The sequence below is a fragment of the Terriglobus roseus DSM 18391 genome (genome assembly GCF_000265425.1).
Taxonomy (GTDB): domain Bacteria; phylum Acidobacteriota; class Terriglobia; order Terriglobales; family Acidobacteriaceae; genus Terriglobus; species Terriglobus roseus.
In genome coordinates, this window is record NC_018014.1 from 3,163,953 (window position 1) to 3,178,249 (window position 14,297).

Annotated in this window: 15 protein-coding genes; 4 read left to right on the plus strand and 11 right to left on the minus strand. The window is 60.9% G+C overall.

Annotated features, from left to right (window positions below; all coding sequences use genetic code 11):
* Positions 1-77: 77 nt before the first annotated feature.
* Positions 78-782, plus strand: a complete 705-nt coding sequence (locus TERRO_RS12920) for an arylesterase (RefSeq protein WP_014786101.1) — start codon at positions 78-80, stop codon at positions 780-782.
* Positions 783-791: 9 nt separating this feature from the next.
* Here the strand turns inward: TERRO_RS12920 and truB are convergent, their stop codons facing one another.
* From truB to TERRO_RS12945, 5 genes are all read right to left on the minus strand, one after another.
* Positions 792-1,667: a tRNA pseudouridine(55) synthase TruB gene (gene truB / locus TERRO_RS12925; protein WP_014786102.1), complete on the minus strand. Its 876-nt coding sequence runs from the start codon at positions 1,665-1,667 to the stop codon at positions 792-794.
* A gap of 148 nt (positions 1,668-1,815) precedes the next feature.
* On the minus strand, positions 1,816-2,439 hold the full coding sequence (folE, locus tag TERRO_RS12930) for a GTP cyclohydrolase I FolE (protein WP_014786103.1): 624 nt from the start codon (positions 2,437-2,439) through the stop codon (positions 1,816-1,818).
* Between the two features lie 23 nt (positions 2,440-2,462).
* Positions 2,463-2,948, minus strand: a complete 486-nt coding sequence (locus TERRO_RS12935) for a 6-carboxytetrahydropterin synthase (RefSeq protein ID WP_014786104.1) — start codon at positions 2,946-2,948, stop codon at positions 2,463-2,465.
* Positions 2,948-3,403 carry a 6-pyruvoyl trahydropterin synthase family protein gene (locus tag TERRO_RS12940; RefSeq protein WP_014786105.1) on the minus strand — a complete coding sequence of 152 codons (456 nt, stop codon included), beginning with the start codon at positions 3,401-3,403 and terminating at the stop codon, positions 2,948-2,950. The genes TERRO_RS12935 and TERRO_RS12940 overlap by 1 nt, the downstream gene beginning before the upstream one ends.
* A gap of 35 nt (positions 3,404-3,438) precedes the next feature.
* Positions 3,439-4,635: a glycosyltransferase family 2 protein gene (locus TERRO_RS12945; protein WP_014786106.1), complete on the minus strand. Its 1,197-nt coding sequence runs from the start codon at positions 4,633-4,635 to the stop codon at positions 3,439-3,441.
* A 22-nt stretch (positions 4,636-4,657) separates the two neighbouring features.
* On the opposite strand from TERRO_RS12945, the gene TERRO_RS12950 reads away from it, so the two are divergent.
* A complete protein-coding gene (locus tag TERRO_RS12950; protein WP_245536067.1) occupies positions 4,658-5,149 on the plus strand; it encodes a TlpA family protein disulfide reductase in 492 nt (163 codons plus the stop codon).
* A gap of 75 nt (positions 5,150-5,224) precedes the next feature.
* On the opposite strand, the gene TERRO_RS12955 is transcribed toward TERRO_RS12950, so the two are convergent.
* From TERRO_RS12955 to TERRO_RS23690, 3 genes are all read right to left on the minus strand, one after another.
* Complete coding sequence (locus tag TERRO_RS12955) at positions 5,225-6,298, minus strand: ThuA domain-containing protein (protein WP_014786108.1); 1,074 nt, start codon at positions 6,296-6,298, stop codon at positions 5,225-5,227.
* A 261-nt stretch (positions 6,299-6,559) separates the two neighbouring features.
* The gene (locus TERRO_RS23685) at positions 6,560-7,519 is read right to left on the minus strand and encodes a GlgX family protein (RefSeq protein ID WP_245536088.1); all 960 of its coding nucleotides are present in this window, start codon (positions 7,517-7,519) and stop codon (positions 6,560-6,562) included.
* On the minus strand, positions 7,470-8,681 hold the full coding sequence (locus TERRO_RS23690) for a glycogen debranching protein (RefSeq protein WP_245536089.1): 1,212 nt from the start codon (positions 8,679-8,681) through the stop codon (positions 7,470-7,472). The genes TERRO_RS23685 and TERRO_RS23690 overlap by 50 nt, the downstream gene beginning before the upstream one ends.
* Before the next feature lie 176 nt (positions 8,682-8,857).
* Here TERRO_RS23690 and TERRO_RS12965 point away from each other — a divergent pair, with 176 nt between their 5' ends.
* Both TERRO_RS12965 and TERRO_RS12970 read left to right on the plus strand, forming a co-directional pair.
* Positions 8,858-9,622, plus strand: coding sequence for a peptidylprolyl isomerase (locus tag TERRO_RS12965; RefSeq protein ID WP_014786180.1), 765 nt, complete (start codon positions 8,858-8,860; stop codon positions 9,620-9,622).
* An 85-nt stretch (positions 9,623-9,707) separates the two neighbouring features.
* Positions 9,708-10,229: a peptidylprolyl isomerase gene (locus TERRO_RS12970; RefSeq protein WP_014786111.1), complete on the plus strand. Its 522-nt coding sequence runs from the start codon at positions 9,708-9,710 to the stop codon at positions 10,227-10,229.
* 73 nt (positions 10,230-10,302) lie between these two features.
* Here TERRO_RS12970 and TERRO_RS12975 read toward each other — a convergent pair whose 3' ends face one another.
* From TERRO_RS12975 to TERRO_RS12985, 3 genes are all read right to left on the minus strand, one after another.
* Positions 10,303-11,397: an acyltransferase family protein gene (locus TERRO_RS12975; protein WP_014786112.1), complete on the minus strand. Its 1,095-nt coding sequence runs from the start codon at positions 11,395-11,397 to the stop codon at positions 10,303-10,305.
* Complete coding sequence (mqo, locus tag TERRO_RS12980; protein WP_014786113.1) at positions 11,394-12,887, minus strand: malate dehydrogenase (quinone); 1,494 nt, start codon at positions 12,885-12,887, stop codon at positions 11,394-11,396. The genes TERRO_RS12975 and mqo overlap by 4 nt, the downstream gene beginning before the upstream one ends.
* Before the next feature lie 143 nt (positions 12,888-13,030).
* Positions 13,031-14,194, minus strand: a complete 1,164-nt coding sequence (locus TERRO_RS12985; protein WP_014786114.1) for a threonine synthase — start codon at positions 14,192-14,194, stop codon at positions 13,031-13,033.
* Positions 14,195-14,297 lie beyond the last annotated feature (103 nt).

A 14,297-nucleotide genomic window follows, 5' to 3' on the forward strand; every position in this document is an offset into this window, starting at 1 on the left:
TGATGTTGAGAGATTGTTCCGGATTGAGCACGATGATACAGCGCCACCTTCCGCGGCACAGCCGCTTACTGGCCGCGATGTTGACGGTATGCGCTGTGCTGGCGATCTCAGGTTGCGAAGCCGAACGTCACGAACGCCCCACCGACAGCACCGACGGAGGCGCCACCCCCTTGGGATCCATGACCTCACACACACCAACCGTCACACCGAATGCTCCGACGGCGACAGACAGCCGCCCCGTCATTGCCGCCTTTGGCGATAGTCTGACGGCTGGCTACGGCGTGGATATGGAAAGCAGCTACCCCGCTGACCTGCAACGCGACCTGGACAAAGCCGGTTACCGCTACCGCGTCGTGAACATGGGTATCAGCGGCGACACCACGAAGGATGGCCTCGCGCGCGTGGAGCGGGTGCTGGCACTGAAACCTGCTATCGTCGTCGTCGAATTCGGCGGAAACGACGGGCTGCGTGGCGTACCGGTGGCGAGTTCGCGTACCAACCTGGACAGCATCGTCAATAAGCTACAGAGCAGCGGCACGCAGGTAGCCATGGCCGGTATCACGCTGCCGCCGCAGTACAGTCAGCCCTACATCAAGTCCTTCAACGAGACCTATACGCTGCTCGCAAAGAAGTACCATGTGCCACTGCTGCCCTTTGTCCTGCAGGACGTCTATGGTGTCCCAGGGAGTATCCAGCAAGACGGCATCCACCCCACAGCGCAGGGCTGCAAGCAGGTATCGAAGAACATCTTTGGACTGATCAAACCGCTGTTGAAGAAGTGAGCTACTTCCCTAGGCCAGGTTCACAAACGGCTGAATGAGCGTGCCGGCCACACGGCGGCCGATACCCAACAGTTCGTTGCGGTCCTTGAAGATGCGAATCAGCGGCGCGTCGGAGAACTCCGGCAGGTTGACGGCCATCCCGTTGCGTAGCTTGTTCTGCGAACCTTCATCGGCCGTCACCGACGGCATCTCTGGCAGCACCGTACGAGCATGCGGCAACAGTGCCTCGATGGTGCCGGCGTTGGCTGCGTCGATCAGTTGCTCGCGTGTGATCGCATCGGCCAACGTAAACGGTCCGGCCTGCACGCGGCGTAGCGCGCTCAGGTGCGCGCCGCATCCAGCTAACTGACCAAGCTCATGCGCGACGGATCGCACGTAACCGCCCGCCGAGACGTGCATCGTAAACGATGCCCTATCGCCCTCGAGCGATGTCAGCTCAAAGCCGTGGATCGTAATGCGCGCGGGCTTTACAGGCACTTCCTTGCCCTGCCTAGCGAGCTTGTGCGCAGGCACGCCACCGATCTTCTTCGCAGAGAAAACGGGCGGTACCTGATCGATCGTGCCGTGGAAGCCGGCGCTCAGTTCGCGCAATCTTTCCAGATTGCAATCCAGTGATTGCGGATCGCCTGCAGGTACTCCCTCCGCGTCGTAGGTGTCGGTAGCGAAGCCGAATCGGATTGTGCCGGTGTATTGCTTCTCAGCAGCACCGAAGAACTGCGCTAGCCGAGTCCACTTGCCCAGCATCAGCGGCAACACGCCCGTTGCCATCGGATCAAGGGTGCCAAGGTGGCCGACAGACTTTTCGCCTGTGGCGCGACGTACGAGGGAGACAACATCGTGCGAGGTGAGACCGGAGGGCTTATCGAAGATCAGGAGTCCATTCATTGCAGTCTTCGATTAGACCACCGATCGCACCATCTCGTGATGGCTTGCCGTTGCTTGCAGTCGGCTAGGCCCGTCCTGGAGACGGCTACGAACAGATTCCGCACTCATGAATACACGCGCGGTAGCGCGTCGAGGACGGTGCGAAGCACTAGAAGCCGCCGGGCCTGCGGATGAGCGACAGGAATTCGTTGCGTGTCTGTGCGCTCTCGCGGAAGCAGCCAAGCATCGCTGACGTTGACGTCATGCTTCCCTGCTTCTCTACTCCGCGCATCATCATGCAGAGGTGCTGCGCCTCAAGAATGACGGCCACTCCCATTGGGTGGATAGCTTCGACGACTGCATCGGCGATCTCGCGAGTCATACGTTCCTGCACTTGCAGGCGCCGTGCGAAGACATCGACCAGACGCGCGACCTTACTAAGGCCGATGACCTTTCCTTTTGGGATATAAGCGATATGCGCTTTGCCGAAGAACGGCAGCATGTGGTGCTCGCAGAGCGAGTAGAACTCGATGTCACGGACGATTACCATCTCGTCATAGTCGACGTCGAAGAGCGCGCCGCGCAGGATGTCCGTAGCGCTCTGCTCGTACCCGTGCGTCAGGAAGGTCATCGCCTTCTCCATACGTTCGGGCGTTTTCAGCAGGCCGTCGCGCTCGGGGTTTTCACCGATGCGCAGCAGCAATTCCCTGTAAAGCTCCGCGGTAGTCGCGTCGTTCAGAGTGACTTGCGGTTCTGCAACGGCCGTGTTCGTTTCCAGTCGACTATCTTTCATGGCTTCTTTCTTCAGACGCGCGGCTAGGCGATCGGTTGCAGAGCATGCTGTTCGTGCGGGATCAAGGCATCGATCTGGCCAGGCGCCAGTAGGTCAAAGCTGTTGTTCTTCGTCTCTTCGATGCGGATCCGATGCAGCCGCAATTGGCACGTGGGATCGAGCAGCGGAACCGCGCGACGGAAGACGCGCTCGACCTCGATGCCGAGGTTCTCGGTCGACGGCACGAAGTCGCCGTTAAAGACCGGATCCGCGTTCATGTGCTGCGCGTCGAAGCGATCGATGAGTTCCCGCTTCGCGAGTGCATCGAGCTTAGGCATATCGACAACAAAGCCTGTCTCGGGATCGATGGGTCCTGCCACTGTGACTTCAACGAAGTAGTTGTGACCGTGGCCGTACGGGTTGTTGCACTTGCCGTAGGTATCCCGGTTTTGCTGATCATTCAGGCTCGGCGCATGCAACCGGTGCGATGCGGAAAGGCGGTAGCGGCGTGTGAAGTGTGCGATTGGCATTACGCTACCAGCTCCGGGGCTGCTGTGTCCGAGATCCCATCGTTCAAGCCCTCGCCGTAGAAGTCTGCGAAGAGATCGTCCATCTCATAGACGCGCACCCGCTGCAACTTGGCGTTCGGTATCTTCCCATCGAGCCGGCGCCAGATGGCCACTGCGATGTTCTCGGTCGTGGGCACGACGTTCGCAAACTCCGGCACCTCGTGGTTTAGGTGGCGATGGTCATAGACGCTGACCACCTCCTGCTCTAGGATGTCCTTCAACAGCTTCAGGTCCACGACGAAGCCGGTGACGGGATCGACCTCGCCGCCCACCGTAACCTCAAGCGTGTAGTTGTGGCCGTGCCCATTCGTATTGGCGCACTTGCCAAAGACTTCGCGATTCTTCTCTTCGCTCCAAGCGGGATTGCGATAGAAGTGGGCGGAGGAGAACTCGGCTTTGCGTGTCAGATAAATCATCGTCTTATTGGATGAGTGTAAGGCGTTAAGAGTCGCTAAGTCGTGTACTCGCGGCCCTTCCACGTGACGGCCTTCGCGATCTTGACCATCTGCCATGAGCGGATCAACAAAGCTGCGAAGAGTGGCAGTGCGATCACCGTGAGGATGCGGTCGAGGAAGGGCGCGTGGGAACGGCCGACGCGCGAGAAGTAGCGCAGGAGCACACGCAGCCAGACGATGAAGATGGCCAGCGCCTGCCAGACCACAAGGTTCGGCATCAGGAGGGGCAGCAGCGGCAGGCCAAGCAGCAGAACGAAGTTGAGTAGGGCGATGGCCGCCATGATCAGCGGATTGCCGAAGAGCAGTGCGAGGTTCTTCGTCCAGCCTTCGATCATCTCCGGTGTTGACGCGTACATTCGTGCACTTACCGCTTCCGGTGCGTAGCGCAGTCGGATGGTGTGGCGGCGCTTCAGCAGCTTGGCGAGTGCGACGTCTTCGAGCACGGAAGATGCTACGGCCATGTGACCGCCCACGTCGAAGTAGGCCTGCCTGCGGACGAGCAGGAACTGGCCGTTGGCTGCTGCTATGGGGCTGGATGGGTCGCTTACTTTCTTCGGTGGATAGGTGCTTGCGAGCTCCGAGAAGATCAGCGGCATCAGCGCGCGCTGCACGAAGTTTGCTACGAGCTGGCGTGGCGAGTAGCTCAGCATCGTTAAATCGTGGCGTTCTGCTTCGACGATGGCGCGGCTGGTGCTGCCTGGTTCGTGGAGGGTGTCGGCGTCGGTGAAGAGGAGCCATTTCGCTGTGTGAGCCAAAGGCTGTGATGCTCCGAACCAGAGTGCGGCGTTTTTTCCGGTGAATCCGCTGCCGCTGGATTTCAGCGGAGGTGCCTGTAAAACATGCAATCCGGGGTGGTTTTCTGCGAGTTTCTGCACGATTTGAATCGATTCATCCGCCGAATTATCGTCGATCACAAAAATGTGCCAGTGCTCCCCCAACTGGAAGCCTGGTTCGGACTGGTCGAGCAGCGATTTGAGGCAGCCTGGGAGGTTGTGCGCCTCGTTCCGGGCGGGGATCAGGACGGTGAGGGGGTGCGTGGACGGCTCGTCCTCCTCAAGGTGAACGACGGGAGCGGTCCGGCGCAGGGCTGCGGCGGTGGGGCTGCCGTCAAAACGGAGGTCAAGGTCCGGCGCGGGGGTGACGCGATCGGTGCTCTGGTGCTCGGGTTGGGAACTGCTCGACTCGTCTGGCATGCGCCTCCGTATTATAGGAAGCGTGAGAGTTTCTGCGACGCTGCGTTTTGCTTTAGCCGCTGCCCTGTTGTTGACGGGCTGCAATCGTGGCGACCATCCGCAACAGATTGCGGAGACCGCGCCCGAGTTCACCGTCCAGGACGGACAGCAGACCGTGCGCCTGAGCCAGTTCCGCGGCAAGGTTGTCGTCCTTAACTTCTGGGCTACCTGGTGCGCGCCGTGCATCGACGAATTGCCCAGCCTGCAGGCCCTGCAGAAGGCGCGGCCGGACATCCAGGTGCTGGCCGTCTCCATCGACGACGATCCAGTTGCCTACGCGAAGTTCCTGAAGCAGTACGACATGAGCATCCTCAGCATCCGGACGGGCATGGAGGGCGTGAACCTGAAGTACGGATCGGTGCGTCCGCCGGAGACCTTCCTGATCGACCGAGGCGGGATGATCCGCCGGAAGTTCATCGGACCGCAGTTGTGGACGAATCCTGAGATTCTTGGGTATCTGCAGAAGATTTCGTAGCACTTCCAACCGGAGCGCTTAAGGACAACGCCCCACCCTTTGCTTGCAAAGGGTGGGGCGTTTGGCTTCGTCATGCTACTTAACGCTTGGACTGTCGTCTGCCGGCAGGTCGCCGAGGGCGTACTGGATGCCTGCGAGGACGTGTTCCATGATGGGTGTCGTGGCGTAGATGTGTTCGCTGTGGCCGAGGGCCTCATAGAAGACGCGGCCTTTGCCTTCGTGGCGGATCCAGCTCAGAGCGTAGTCGCCGTCGGTGCGTTTGGTTGCGGCCGTCTCCTTCGCCTTGTCGACGTCGCTCATCTTGGCGTAGTCGAGGCTGGTGAGGACGTGCACGCGCTTGCGTGAGAAGGAGTCCTGCACGAAGGTGTAGATCTCGTCATGCACGGTGAACTCCTGGCCGTGGAACATGGCGGTGATGGGGCTCTTCGGGTCGTCGATCTTCACGGTGATGGGCTGCGGGAAGAGCCAGTGGAACTTGAAGTAGCCGCCGATCATGGTGTCGAAGTCCTGCCATGTGCCGGTGGGTGCGTCGGTCGATCCGCGGGGCGGTGACGTGTGGTATGAGTCACCCGCTGCGTGAATCCCAGCGAGGCCTTTGCCGCCGCGGACGAAGTCGAGCAGCGCCTTCTTGCGCGCTTCGGTCGCGGCTGCGTCCTTCGGGTCATCCAGGAAGTTGAGCGTGGTGCTGTCGAGGAAGATCAGGTCATAGTTTGCGAGGTTCGCGGCGTTGATATCTGCGGGATCAAAGGTGATGGTGGTGCTGTACGCGCCGGTCGCCTCGCCCATAGCCTTGATGGTCTCCGCCGCGATCGGGATGGACGAATGGACGAAGCCCGCGGCGTGCGCCAGCAGCAGCACCTTGCGCGGTTTCTTGGGCTTGGCCGGCGCGTGATGCGGGATGTTGTCGAGCATCGCGACGTAGTCCTGAAGCTGCGGCTTCTGAAGCTGGACGCCGTCCTTGATGCTCTGCGGACGCGTGTCCGGGCTGGGAACGGTCTTCTCTTTCAGCTCGGCCGTGGAGCCGGTGTCAGGACGCTGTGCCGGGCGGGTTGCGGGTGGTGCGGCGGGTGCCTGAGCACAGGCTGCGGTGCTGGTGAGTACGGTGGCCGAAAGCGCAAGGGCCAGTGGCAGTGCTACACGAAGGATCATGTCTTTGGGAACTCCGGCGTGGCATTGAGGCCCGCCGTCACACGGTAATCGTGCGAGAGCGTGTCGTCAACGCGTTCCTGTCTATGGAGGATCCCCATACATCCGCTGCGCGTATGTATGGGCACCAGCTTCATGCGATGGTGGTTGCGCGGAAGAATCTTGATTCGCTGCCGTTGGCATCGCGTAGGGCGGAGGGATCAAGATGCAGATCCCTCCGCTTCGCTTCGCGATAGCTGTCCCTGTGGTGGGAAGCGGGACCGCTTAATCCTTGCCGTCTCGGAAGACACGCATGGAACGGCCACCGAGAATCACCTTTTCGCCAAGAGTCTCTGCGGCGAAGGGATTGTCGATCCTCTGGGTGTCGAGTACCTGGCGCCAGGGTGTGTTGCCCGGCGGCGGCGGCAGTTTGAACTCGACGCCGTCGTGGGCTGCGTTGACCATCATCAGGAAGCTGTCATCCGTGATGAGGCGGCCATCATCGTCAGTGACGCCGAGAGTTTTACCGTTGAGCATGAAAGCCAGAGAACGCTGCCAGTCGGCGTTCCAGTCCTCTTCGCGGAACTCCTCGCCGCCTGTGCCGTACCAGGCGATGTCCTTGATGACGGAGCCTCGCACGGTGCGGTCCTGGAAGAACTTGCGGCGACGCAGGTTGGGGTGCTTGGTCCGGAGCTCGATGAGCTTCGTCGTGAATTCCATCAGGCGCTGGCGGGGCTCGTCGAGCTTCCAGTCGTACCAGGTAATCTCGTTGTCCTGACAGTAGCCGTTGTTGTTGCCACGCTGGGAACGACCGACTTCGTCGCCGCCGCAGATCATAGGAACACCCTGCGACAAGATTAACGTTGTCAGGAAGTTGCGGGTCTGACGCTCACGTAACTCATTAATATCAGGATCGTCGGTCGCGCCCTCGGCACCCATGTTCCAACTGTCGTTGTCATTGGCGCCGTCGGTGTTGTCGTCGCCATTGTTCTCGTTGTGTTTTTCGTTGTAGCTAACGAGATCAGTGAGGGTGAAACCGTCGTGCGCCGTGATGAAGTTGATCGAGGCGTAGGGCTTGCGGCCGTCGCTCTGGTAGAGATCGCTGGAGCCCGTAATGCGGTAGGCGAAGTCCGAGAGCAGACCTTCGTCGCCCTTCCAGAAGCGGCGGACGGTGTCGCGGTATTTGCCGTTCCACTCAGCCCACAGGACCGGGAAGTTGCCGACCTGGTAGCCACCTTCGCCCACATCCCAAGGTTCGGCGATGAGCTTGACCGACTGCAGAATCGGATCCTCGATGGATGACGTTGAAGAAGCTGGAGAGCTTCTGGACACCCTCTTCGTCGCGGGCGAGCGTGCTTGCGAGATCGAAGCGGAAGCCGTCGACGTGCATCTCCGTAACCCAATAACGCAGTGAGTCCATGACGAGCATGAGCACCTGCGGGTGCGAGACGTTGAGCGTGTTGCCGGTGCCGGTGTAGTCCATGTAGTAGCGGGGACTGTCAGCGACCTGGCGGTAGTAGGTTGTATTGTCGATGCCCTCCATGAAGAGCATCGGGCCCTTCTCGTTGCCCTCGCAGGTGTGGTTGTAGACCACGTCGAGAATGACCTCGATCCCCTCTTTGTGTAGGGCTTTAACCATTTCCTTGAACTCGCGGACTTGCTCGCCGTCGCTGCCGGAAGAGCTGTAGCGGGCCATGGGAGCGAAGTAGCCCAGGGTGTTGTAGCCCCAGTAGTCGCGCAGTTCGCGATCGACGAGGTGGCCTTCGTCGATGAAGTGGTGGACGGGCAAAAGTTCGACGGCGGTGACGCCGAGCATCTTCAGATACTTGACGCTGGGCTCGGATGCCAAACCGGCGTAGGTGCCACGCAAACTCTCTTCGATAGCGGTGTTCTGCATGGAAAAGCCACGGACATTGAGCTCGTAGATGATGGAGTCGGAGAGCGGGATCTCCGGCGGGCAGTCACCCCCCCAGTCAAAGTGCGGGTCGATAACGATGCTCTTCGGCACGCCGCTGGCTGAATCCTGATCGTCTTTTTTAAGGTCGTCGCCGCTCATGACGTCGTAGGGGAAGACCGGTTTCTTCCAATCGATATCGCCCGTAATGGCCTTGGCGTAGGGATCAACCAGTACCTTGGCTTTGTTAAAGCGAAGGCCTTGCTCCGGCTCCCAAGGGCCGTCGACGCGATAGCCGTAGCGCTGGCCGGGCCGGATGTTGCGGACCAGGCCGTGCCAGACGAACGCTGTTTTCTCCTTCAGGGCAACGCAGTCAACCTGGTTGTCCTGTTCGTCAAAGAAGCAGACGGAGACCGCCGTAGCGTTCTCGCTGTACACAGCGAAATTTGTTCCCTTGCTGGAGGCGGTTGCTCCGAGCGGGTAGGGCTTTCCGGGCAGAACGGTACGTGTCATCTCTTGCATATCCCTATTCAGATCGTGTCTTAGAACGGTGGGATGCGGTGAGCGCGCCGGGGGATGGGCAGCGAAGGCAATGGGTTTGGGGTTGCGTCCGGTAGGCGACGCCTGTCGGCGGCGAATGACGTCACAGTTCGCCGCCGATGGGCAAGGGGCGTATTCTTGGAGTCGGCATGATGTTGCGATTTGCGTCTTACACAATCTTTGCGGGCCTCGCCCTGTCGTTGCCCGTGCACGCTCAGCGGGCTGAGCCAGGTACGCCGTCCCAGTCACCTTCACCACCCCAGCAGACGAAGCCGGCGGCGCCGGTGGAGGAACTGCCGGATTCTCCAGGTGCGTCAGAAGGCCTGGGCATTCCGCCCATGCCGAATGGACCGACCGCCGTCCTCGACACCAGCATGGGCCGCCTGACGTGCCAGTTCTTTGCGAATGAATCGCCGAAGACGGTAGAGAACTTTATCGGCCTCGCGACCGGCACCAAGCCGTTTGTGGATCCCATCACCGACAAGCCGATGAAGGGTGTGCATTTTTACGACGGCACAACGTTTCATCGGGTGATCGCGAACTTCATGATCCAGGGCGGCGACCGCGCCGGGACGGGCGCGGGCGATGCGGGGTATTACATTCCCGAGGAGCGGTCAGCCGGACTACGGTTTGACCGCGAAGGCCGCTTGGCGATGGCCAATGCCGGGCCTGGCACGGGCAGCACCCAGTTCTTCGTAACGGAAGGGCCCGTTCCGGAACTGAACGGCAAACACACGATCTTCGGGCAGTGCGATGCGCACTCTGTTCTGGTGGTGCAATCGATTGCGCGGGTCGAAAAGAACTCAAACGACAAGCCGGTCACACCGGTTTTGATCAACAAGGTGACGATCGTTCCGGAAGGCCAGCCGCTACCGGCGGAGCCAGCCGTTACGGCTGCTCCGGCCGCGAAATAGCATTCGGCAGGGCGGCATACGATACCGCCGGAAGCCGGGCGAACCCATCCGATAGACTTGCAACGAAAGAAGGAGAACGAAAATCATGGCAGAGCGCACACCTGGAACCTACGCGATCTTCAACACCAGCGAGGGCACCATTGTTACCAAGCTGTACGAGAAGGACGCGCCGGAGACCGTCGCCAACTTTATCGGCCTGGCCGAGGGCAGCAAGTCCTGGGAGAGCCGCAGCAAGAAGGGCGACAAGCTGTATGACGGCACCGTCTTTCACCGCGTGATTCCTGAGTTCATGATCCAGGGCGGCGATCCGGAAGGCACCGGCATGGGCGGCCCCGGCTACAAGTTTGCCGATGAGACCAAGGGTTCGCCGCACGGCTTCCAGACCACGGGCAAGCTGGCCATGGCGAATGCCGGCCCGAACACGAACGGATCGCAGTTCTTCATCACGGTTGCGCCGACCACGTGGCTGACCGGCCGCCACACCATCTTTGGTGAAGTGGTTGAGGGCTACGACATTGTGGAGAAGATCAGCAAGGCTCCGCGTGACGGCATGGACCGTCCGAAGAAGACCATCACGCTGGATACGGTTGTGATCGAGCGCGTTTAAGTTACTTTTCATCTTTCGATCGACGCCAGCGCCTTCGGGGGCTGGCGTCTTTTTTTGCTCACATTCGCGCTCTTCAGGCCGCTGTCGCCGCTCGCCGCCGCACATGAAAGTGCCGATTGATGGGACTTTCGATCCAGTGATAGCAGGCGATACCGCATACGATGCTGAGCGCCATGGTCAGCCCTAGCGGCACCATGAAATTCTGGACGCCCGAGAATGCCGGCAGTTGAATGATGCTGCGGACTGCGCCAACGAGAAACCAGTGCACAAGGTAGATGGAGTATGACGCGTCCCCGATGAGGAGTAACAGCCTCGGGATTCTGCGCCCAATCGATCGCTCAAGTTCTACCGCGAAGCCCACCATCAGAAAGGCAAGCGGGCCTGCAAATACGAAGTAAGAGATGGCTCCCCATTGTGTAAAGACCATCAGCCATGTACTCAGGAGCATCCCTGCGCATGCAATCCATGCCGGACAAGGCATTGCACCACGCAAGGCAACGGCGCGATAACGTTCGGCAAGCACCATACCCAGCAGGAACTCTAACAAGAGAGGCAGACGTGCGGTGTCCACCGGCACAAGAGCCGGCAAGTGCAGAAAGAACCCAGCCGCCCCCAGCATCAACAATGGCGGCAGAAAATACCGCAGGCGCACGCGAAACAGAAGCGCCAGGGCAATCAGGAGGTAGAAAAGCATCTCCATGTTTAGTGTCCAGCCCGGCGGCAACAGTGGCACGACCTCTCCCAGGCTGTTCCGCGAGGGAAGGAAGAGGTAAGAGGCGATCGTGTGCCAGACTGCCAGCTTGACTGTACCCGGCAGGAAGAAGTCCTTGAGGAGTTTCAAGGTGGTGAAGATCCAGTACGCAGGCACAAGCCGTTCAAGCCGTCGCAACAGGAATCTGCGGGCGTCCGCCGGGCCGCTATTCGACCGGCGCACGGAGAGCGGCATGATGAAGCCGCTGAGAACAAAAAAGATGTCCAGGCCTGTGCCACCATTCACGATGAACGGCAGTGTTCGTCTCCCCAGCTCAAACCACATGGTGGTCGTATGTAGCGAGATCACAAGTAACGCCGCGATACCACGGAGCGCCTGTACCGTCAGAACCGTGCTGCGCAAAGAGGGTGCGGGCTGGATCAGTCCGCGACTCCCAGCTGCCGCAACCACTTTCATGCCAGTTGCAGCAGGCGGCTCGTCTCTGCCGTCATTTGCGTCAGGAGCTCGGGTTCGGTATTCATGGAGCGGCCGTAGCTTGGCACGAGGTCGCGGATGCGGTCTGCTGAGCTTTCTGTTGCGGACAGCACCGGGAGGCCCTTGGCGATGAGTTCGAGCATGATGGAGACGGCTGTGGATGCTCCGGGGGATGCACCGAGCAGTGCGGCGAGTGAGCCGTCGGCGCTACGGACGATCTCAGTGCCGAATTCCAGCTTGCCGCCGGCCTTCGGGTCGGGCTTGATGATCTGTACGCGTTGACCGGCGATTTCGAGCACCCAGTCCTCACCGCGGGCGGTGGGGACGAACTCGCGGAGGGCGTTGATGCGGTCTTCCTGCGACTGCATGACCTGGCCGATGAGGTACTTGGTGAGTTCAAGGTTGGTAGCGCCGGCGCCGAGCATGCTGATGAGGTTACCGGTGCCGATAGAGCCGGGCAGGTCGAGGAACGAGCCGGTCTTAAGGAACTTGGTGGTGAAGCCTGCGAAGGGTCCGAAGAGGAGCTCGCGCTTGCCGTCGATGACGCGCGTGTCCAGGTGAGGTACGGACATGGGCGGTGCGCCGAGTGCGGGCTTGCCGTAAACCTTGGCGGCGTGCTGCTCGATGACGTCGCGGTTGGTGCAGCGCAGCCATTGGCCGCTGACGGGGAAGCCGCCGTAGCCGCGGCCTTCGGGAATGCCGGACTGTTGCAGAAGCGGCAGAGCCCCACCGCCTGCACCGAGGAAGACGAAGCGGGTGGTGATGCGTGTGCGCTTTTTGGTGGCGAGGTTCTCTACTTCGACGTACCAGCGGTTGTCCGGCAGCCGTGTGAGATCCGTGACCTTGTGGCGCGTGTAGATGCCGCTGCCCTGCTCATACAGGAGGCCGAGAAGGAGACGGGTGAGCGCGCCGAAGTTGAGGTCGGTTCCCTCTTCCGAACGCGTTGCCGCGACTGGTTCGGAGGCGTCGCGGGAGTTCATCATCAGCGGAATCCACTCGCGGACCTTTGCGGCGTCGTCGCTGAACTGCATGCTGCGGAAGAGCGGGCTGACCTGCATGGCTGCGAAGCGGCGGCGGAGGAAGTCGACGGCTTCGGCTCCATGGACGAAGCTCATGTGCGGGATGCGATTGATGAACTGCTTCGGATCGGCCAGCAGGCCGCGCTCTACGAGCGATGCCCAGAACTGGCGGGAGTGCTGAAACTGCTCGTTGATCTTGATGGCGCGGTCGATGGCGATGGTGCCGTCGGGCTGCTCGGCGGTGTAGTTGAGCTCGCAGAGTGCGGCGTGGCCGGTGCCGGCGTTGTTCCAGGCGTCAGAGCTTTCGATGGCCGGGCGGTCGAGTGCTTCGACGACGGTGACGCGGACGGACGGCGCGAGGGTCTTGAGCAGCGTACCCAGCGTGGCCGACATGATACCGGCGCCAACCAGAAGAACATCGGTTTCAGCGGGAAGAGCAGCTACTTCAGACATTTGAAAAGCCTAGCAGGGGGTGATTACGACTCGCAATCCGATGTTCGCCCATTTGGGCGGCTATCGCACGATTTGCGGACCTTTGTGAGCGGGACGGAAACGTGTGGCTCAGAAGGCCTGACAGACCTTCTGAGCCCTATCGATTACACAGCGTGGTGCGCACGCTGCATGATGTTGAGTACGTCGGTGTACTTGTTGCCGGTGCCGGTGTTGAAGATGACGACGCGGTCGCTCGGGCTGAGGAATTCCGTCTCGATGAGGCGGTCGTAGGCTGCGGTGGCAGCGGCGCCTTCGGGCGAGAGCAGGATGCCTTCGTTCTTACCCCAGTCCTGGATGGACTCGAAGATCTGGTCGTCGGTCTGGGAGATGACGGTGCCGCCGCTCTGGCGGACGACGTCGAGGATGATGTAGTCGCCGTAGGGCTTTGGGACGCGGAGACCGCTGGCGAGTGTGTGTGCGTTCTGGAACATCACAGAGGCGTCCGCGCCTTCGCGGTAGGCCTTGGTGACGGGTTCGCAGCCCGCTGCCTGTACGGCGATCATCTTCGGGCGCTTGCCGGTGACCCAGCCAAGCTCTTCCATTTCGAGGAAAGCCTTCCACATGCCGATGAGGCCCACGCCACCGCCGGTGGGGTAGAAGACTGCGTCAGGGTAGGTCCAGCCGCACTGCTCGACCAGTTCGTAGCCCATGGTCTTCTTGCCTTCGACACGGAAGGGCTCCTTCAGCGTGGAGACATCGAACCAGCCCTCCTCTTCCCTGCGTGCTGCGACGATCTTGGCGCAGTCGCTGATGAGGCCGTCGACGAGGGTCATGTGCGCGCCGTAGGCGATGCACTCGACCTGATTGGCGAGCGGGACGTCCTGCGGCATGAAGACGTGTGCCTCAATGCCTGCGGCAGCCGCGTAAGCTGCACATGCGCCGCCGGCATTGCCCGCGCTGGGCACTGCGACCTTGCCGATGCCGTAGTGCTTCATCATCGTCATGCACATGCTCATGCCGCGCGCTTTGAAGGTACCGGTGGGGTTGGCTCCCTCTTCCTTCAGCAGCACGTTGGGATTGCGACGCGACGGGAGAATGGGTGTCCAGCCTTCGGCGAGTGTGACCGGTGGGACGTCTGGCAGGACCGGCGCGTAGCGCCACATGCTGTCAATCTGCGGCAGGTTATCGCGGACCTGCAGGCCGCGCGCGGCGGAGAGGTCGTAGCGAACGTAAAACGTTCCGGCACATACGGGGCAGACGGTCTTGGGTGTTTCCGCACTCTCGCGATGATGGCAACGCGAACATTCCAGGTGGTCGATCTTCGGCATAGATCATCAGGATAGAAGATTTGTGACAGCAGCGGCGCGGTGGGTGACGCAGACACCTGTCTTGCAGAGTCTTCGACGTCAGGCGGCGCTTATCGACAGACGG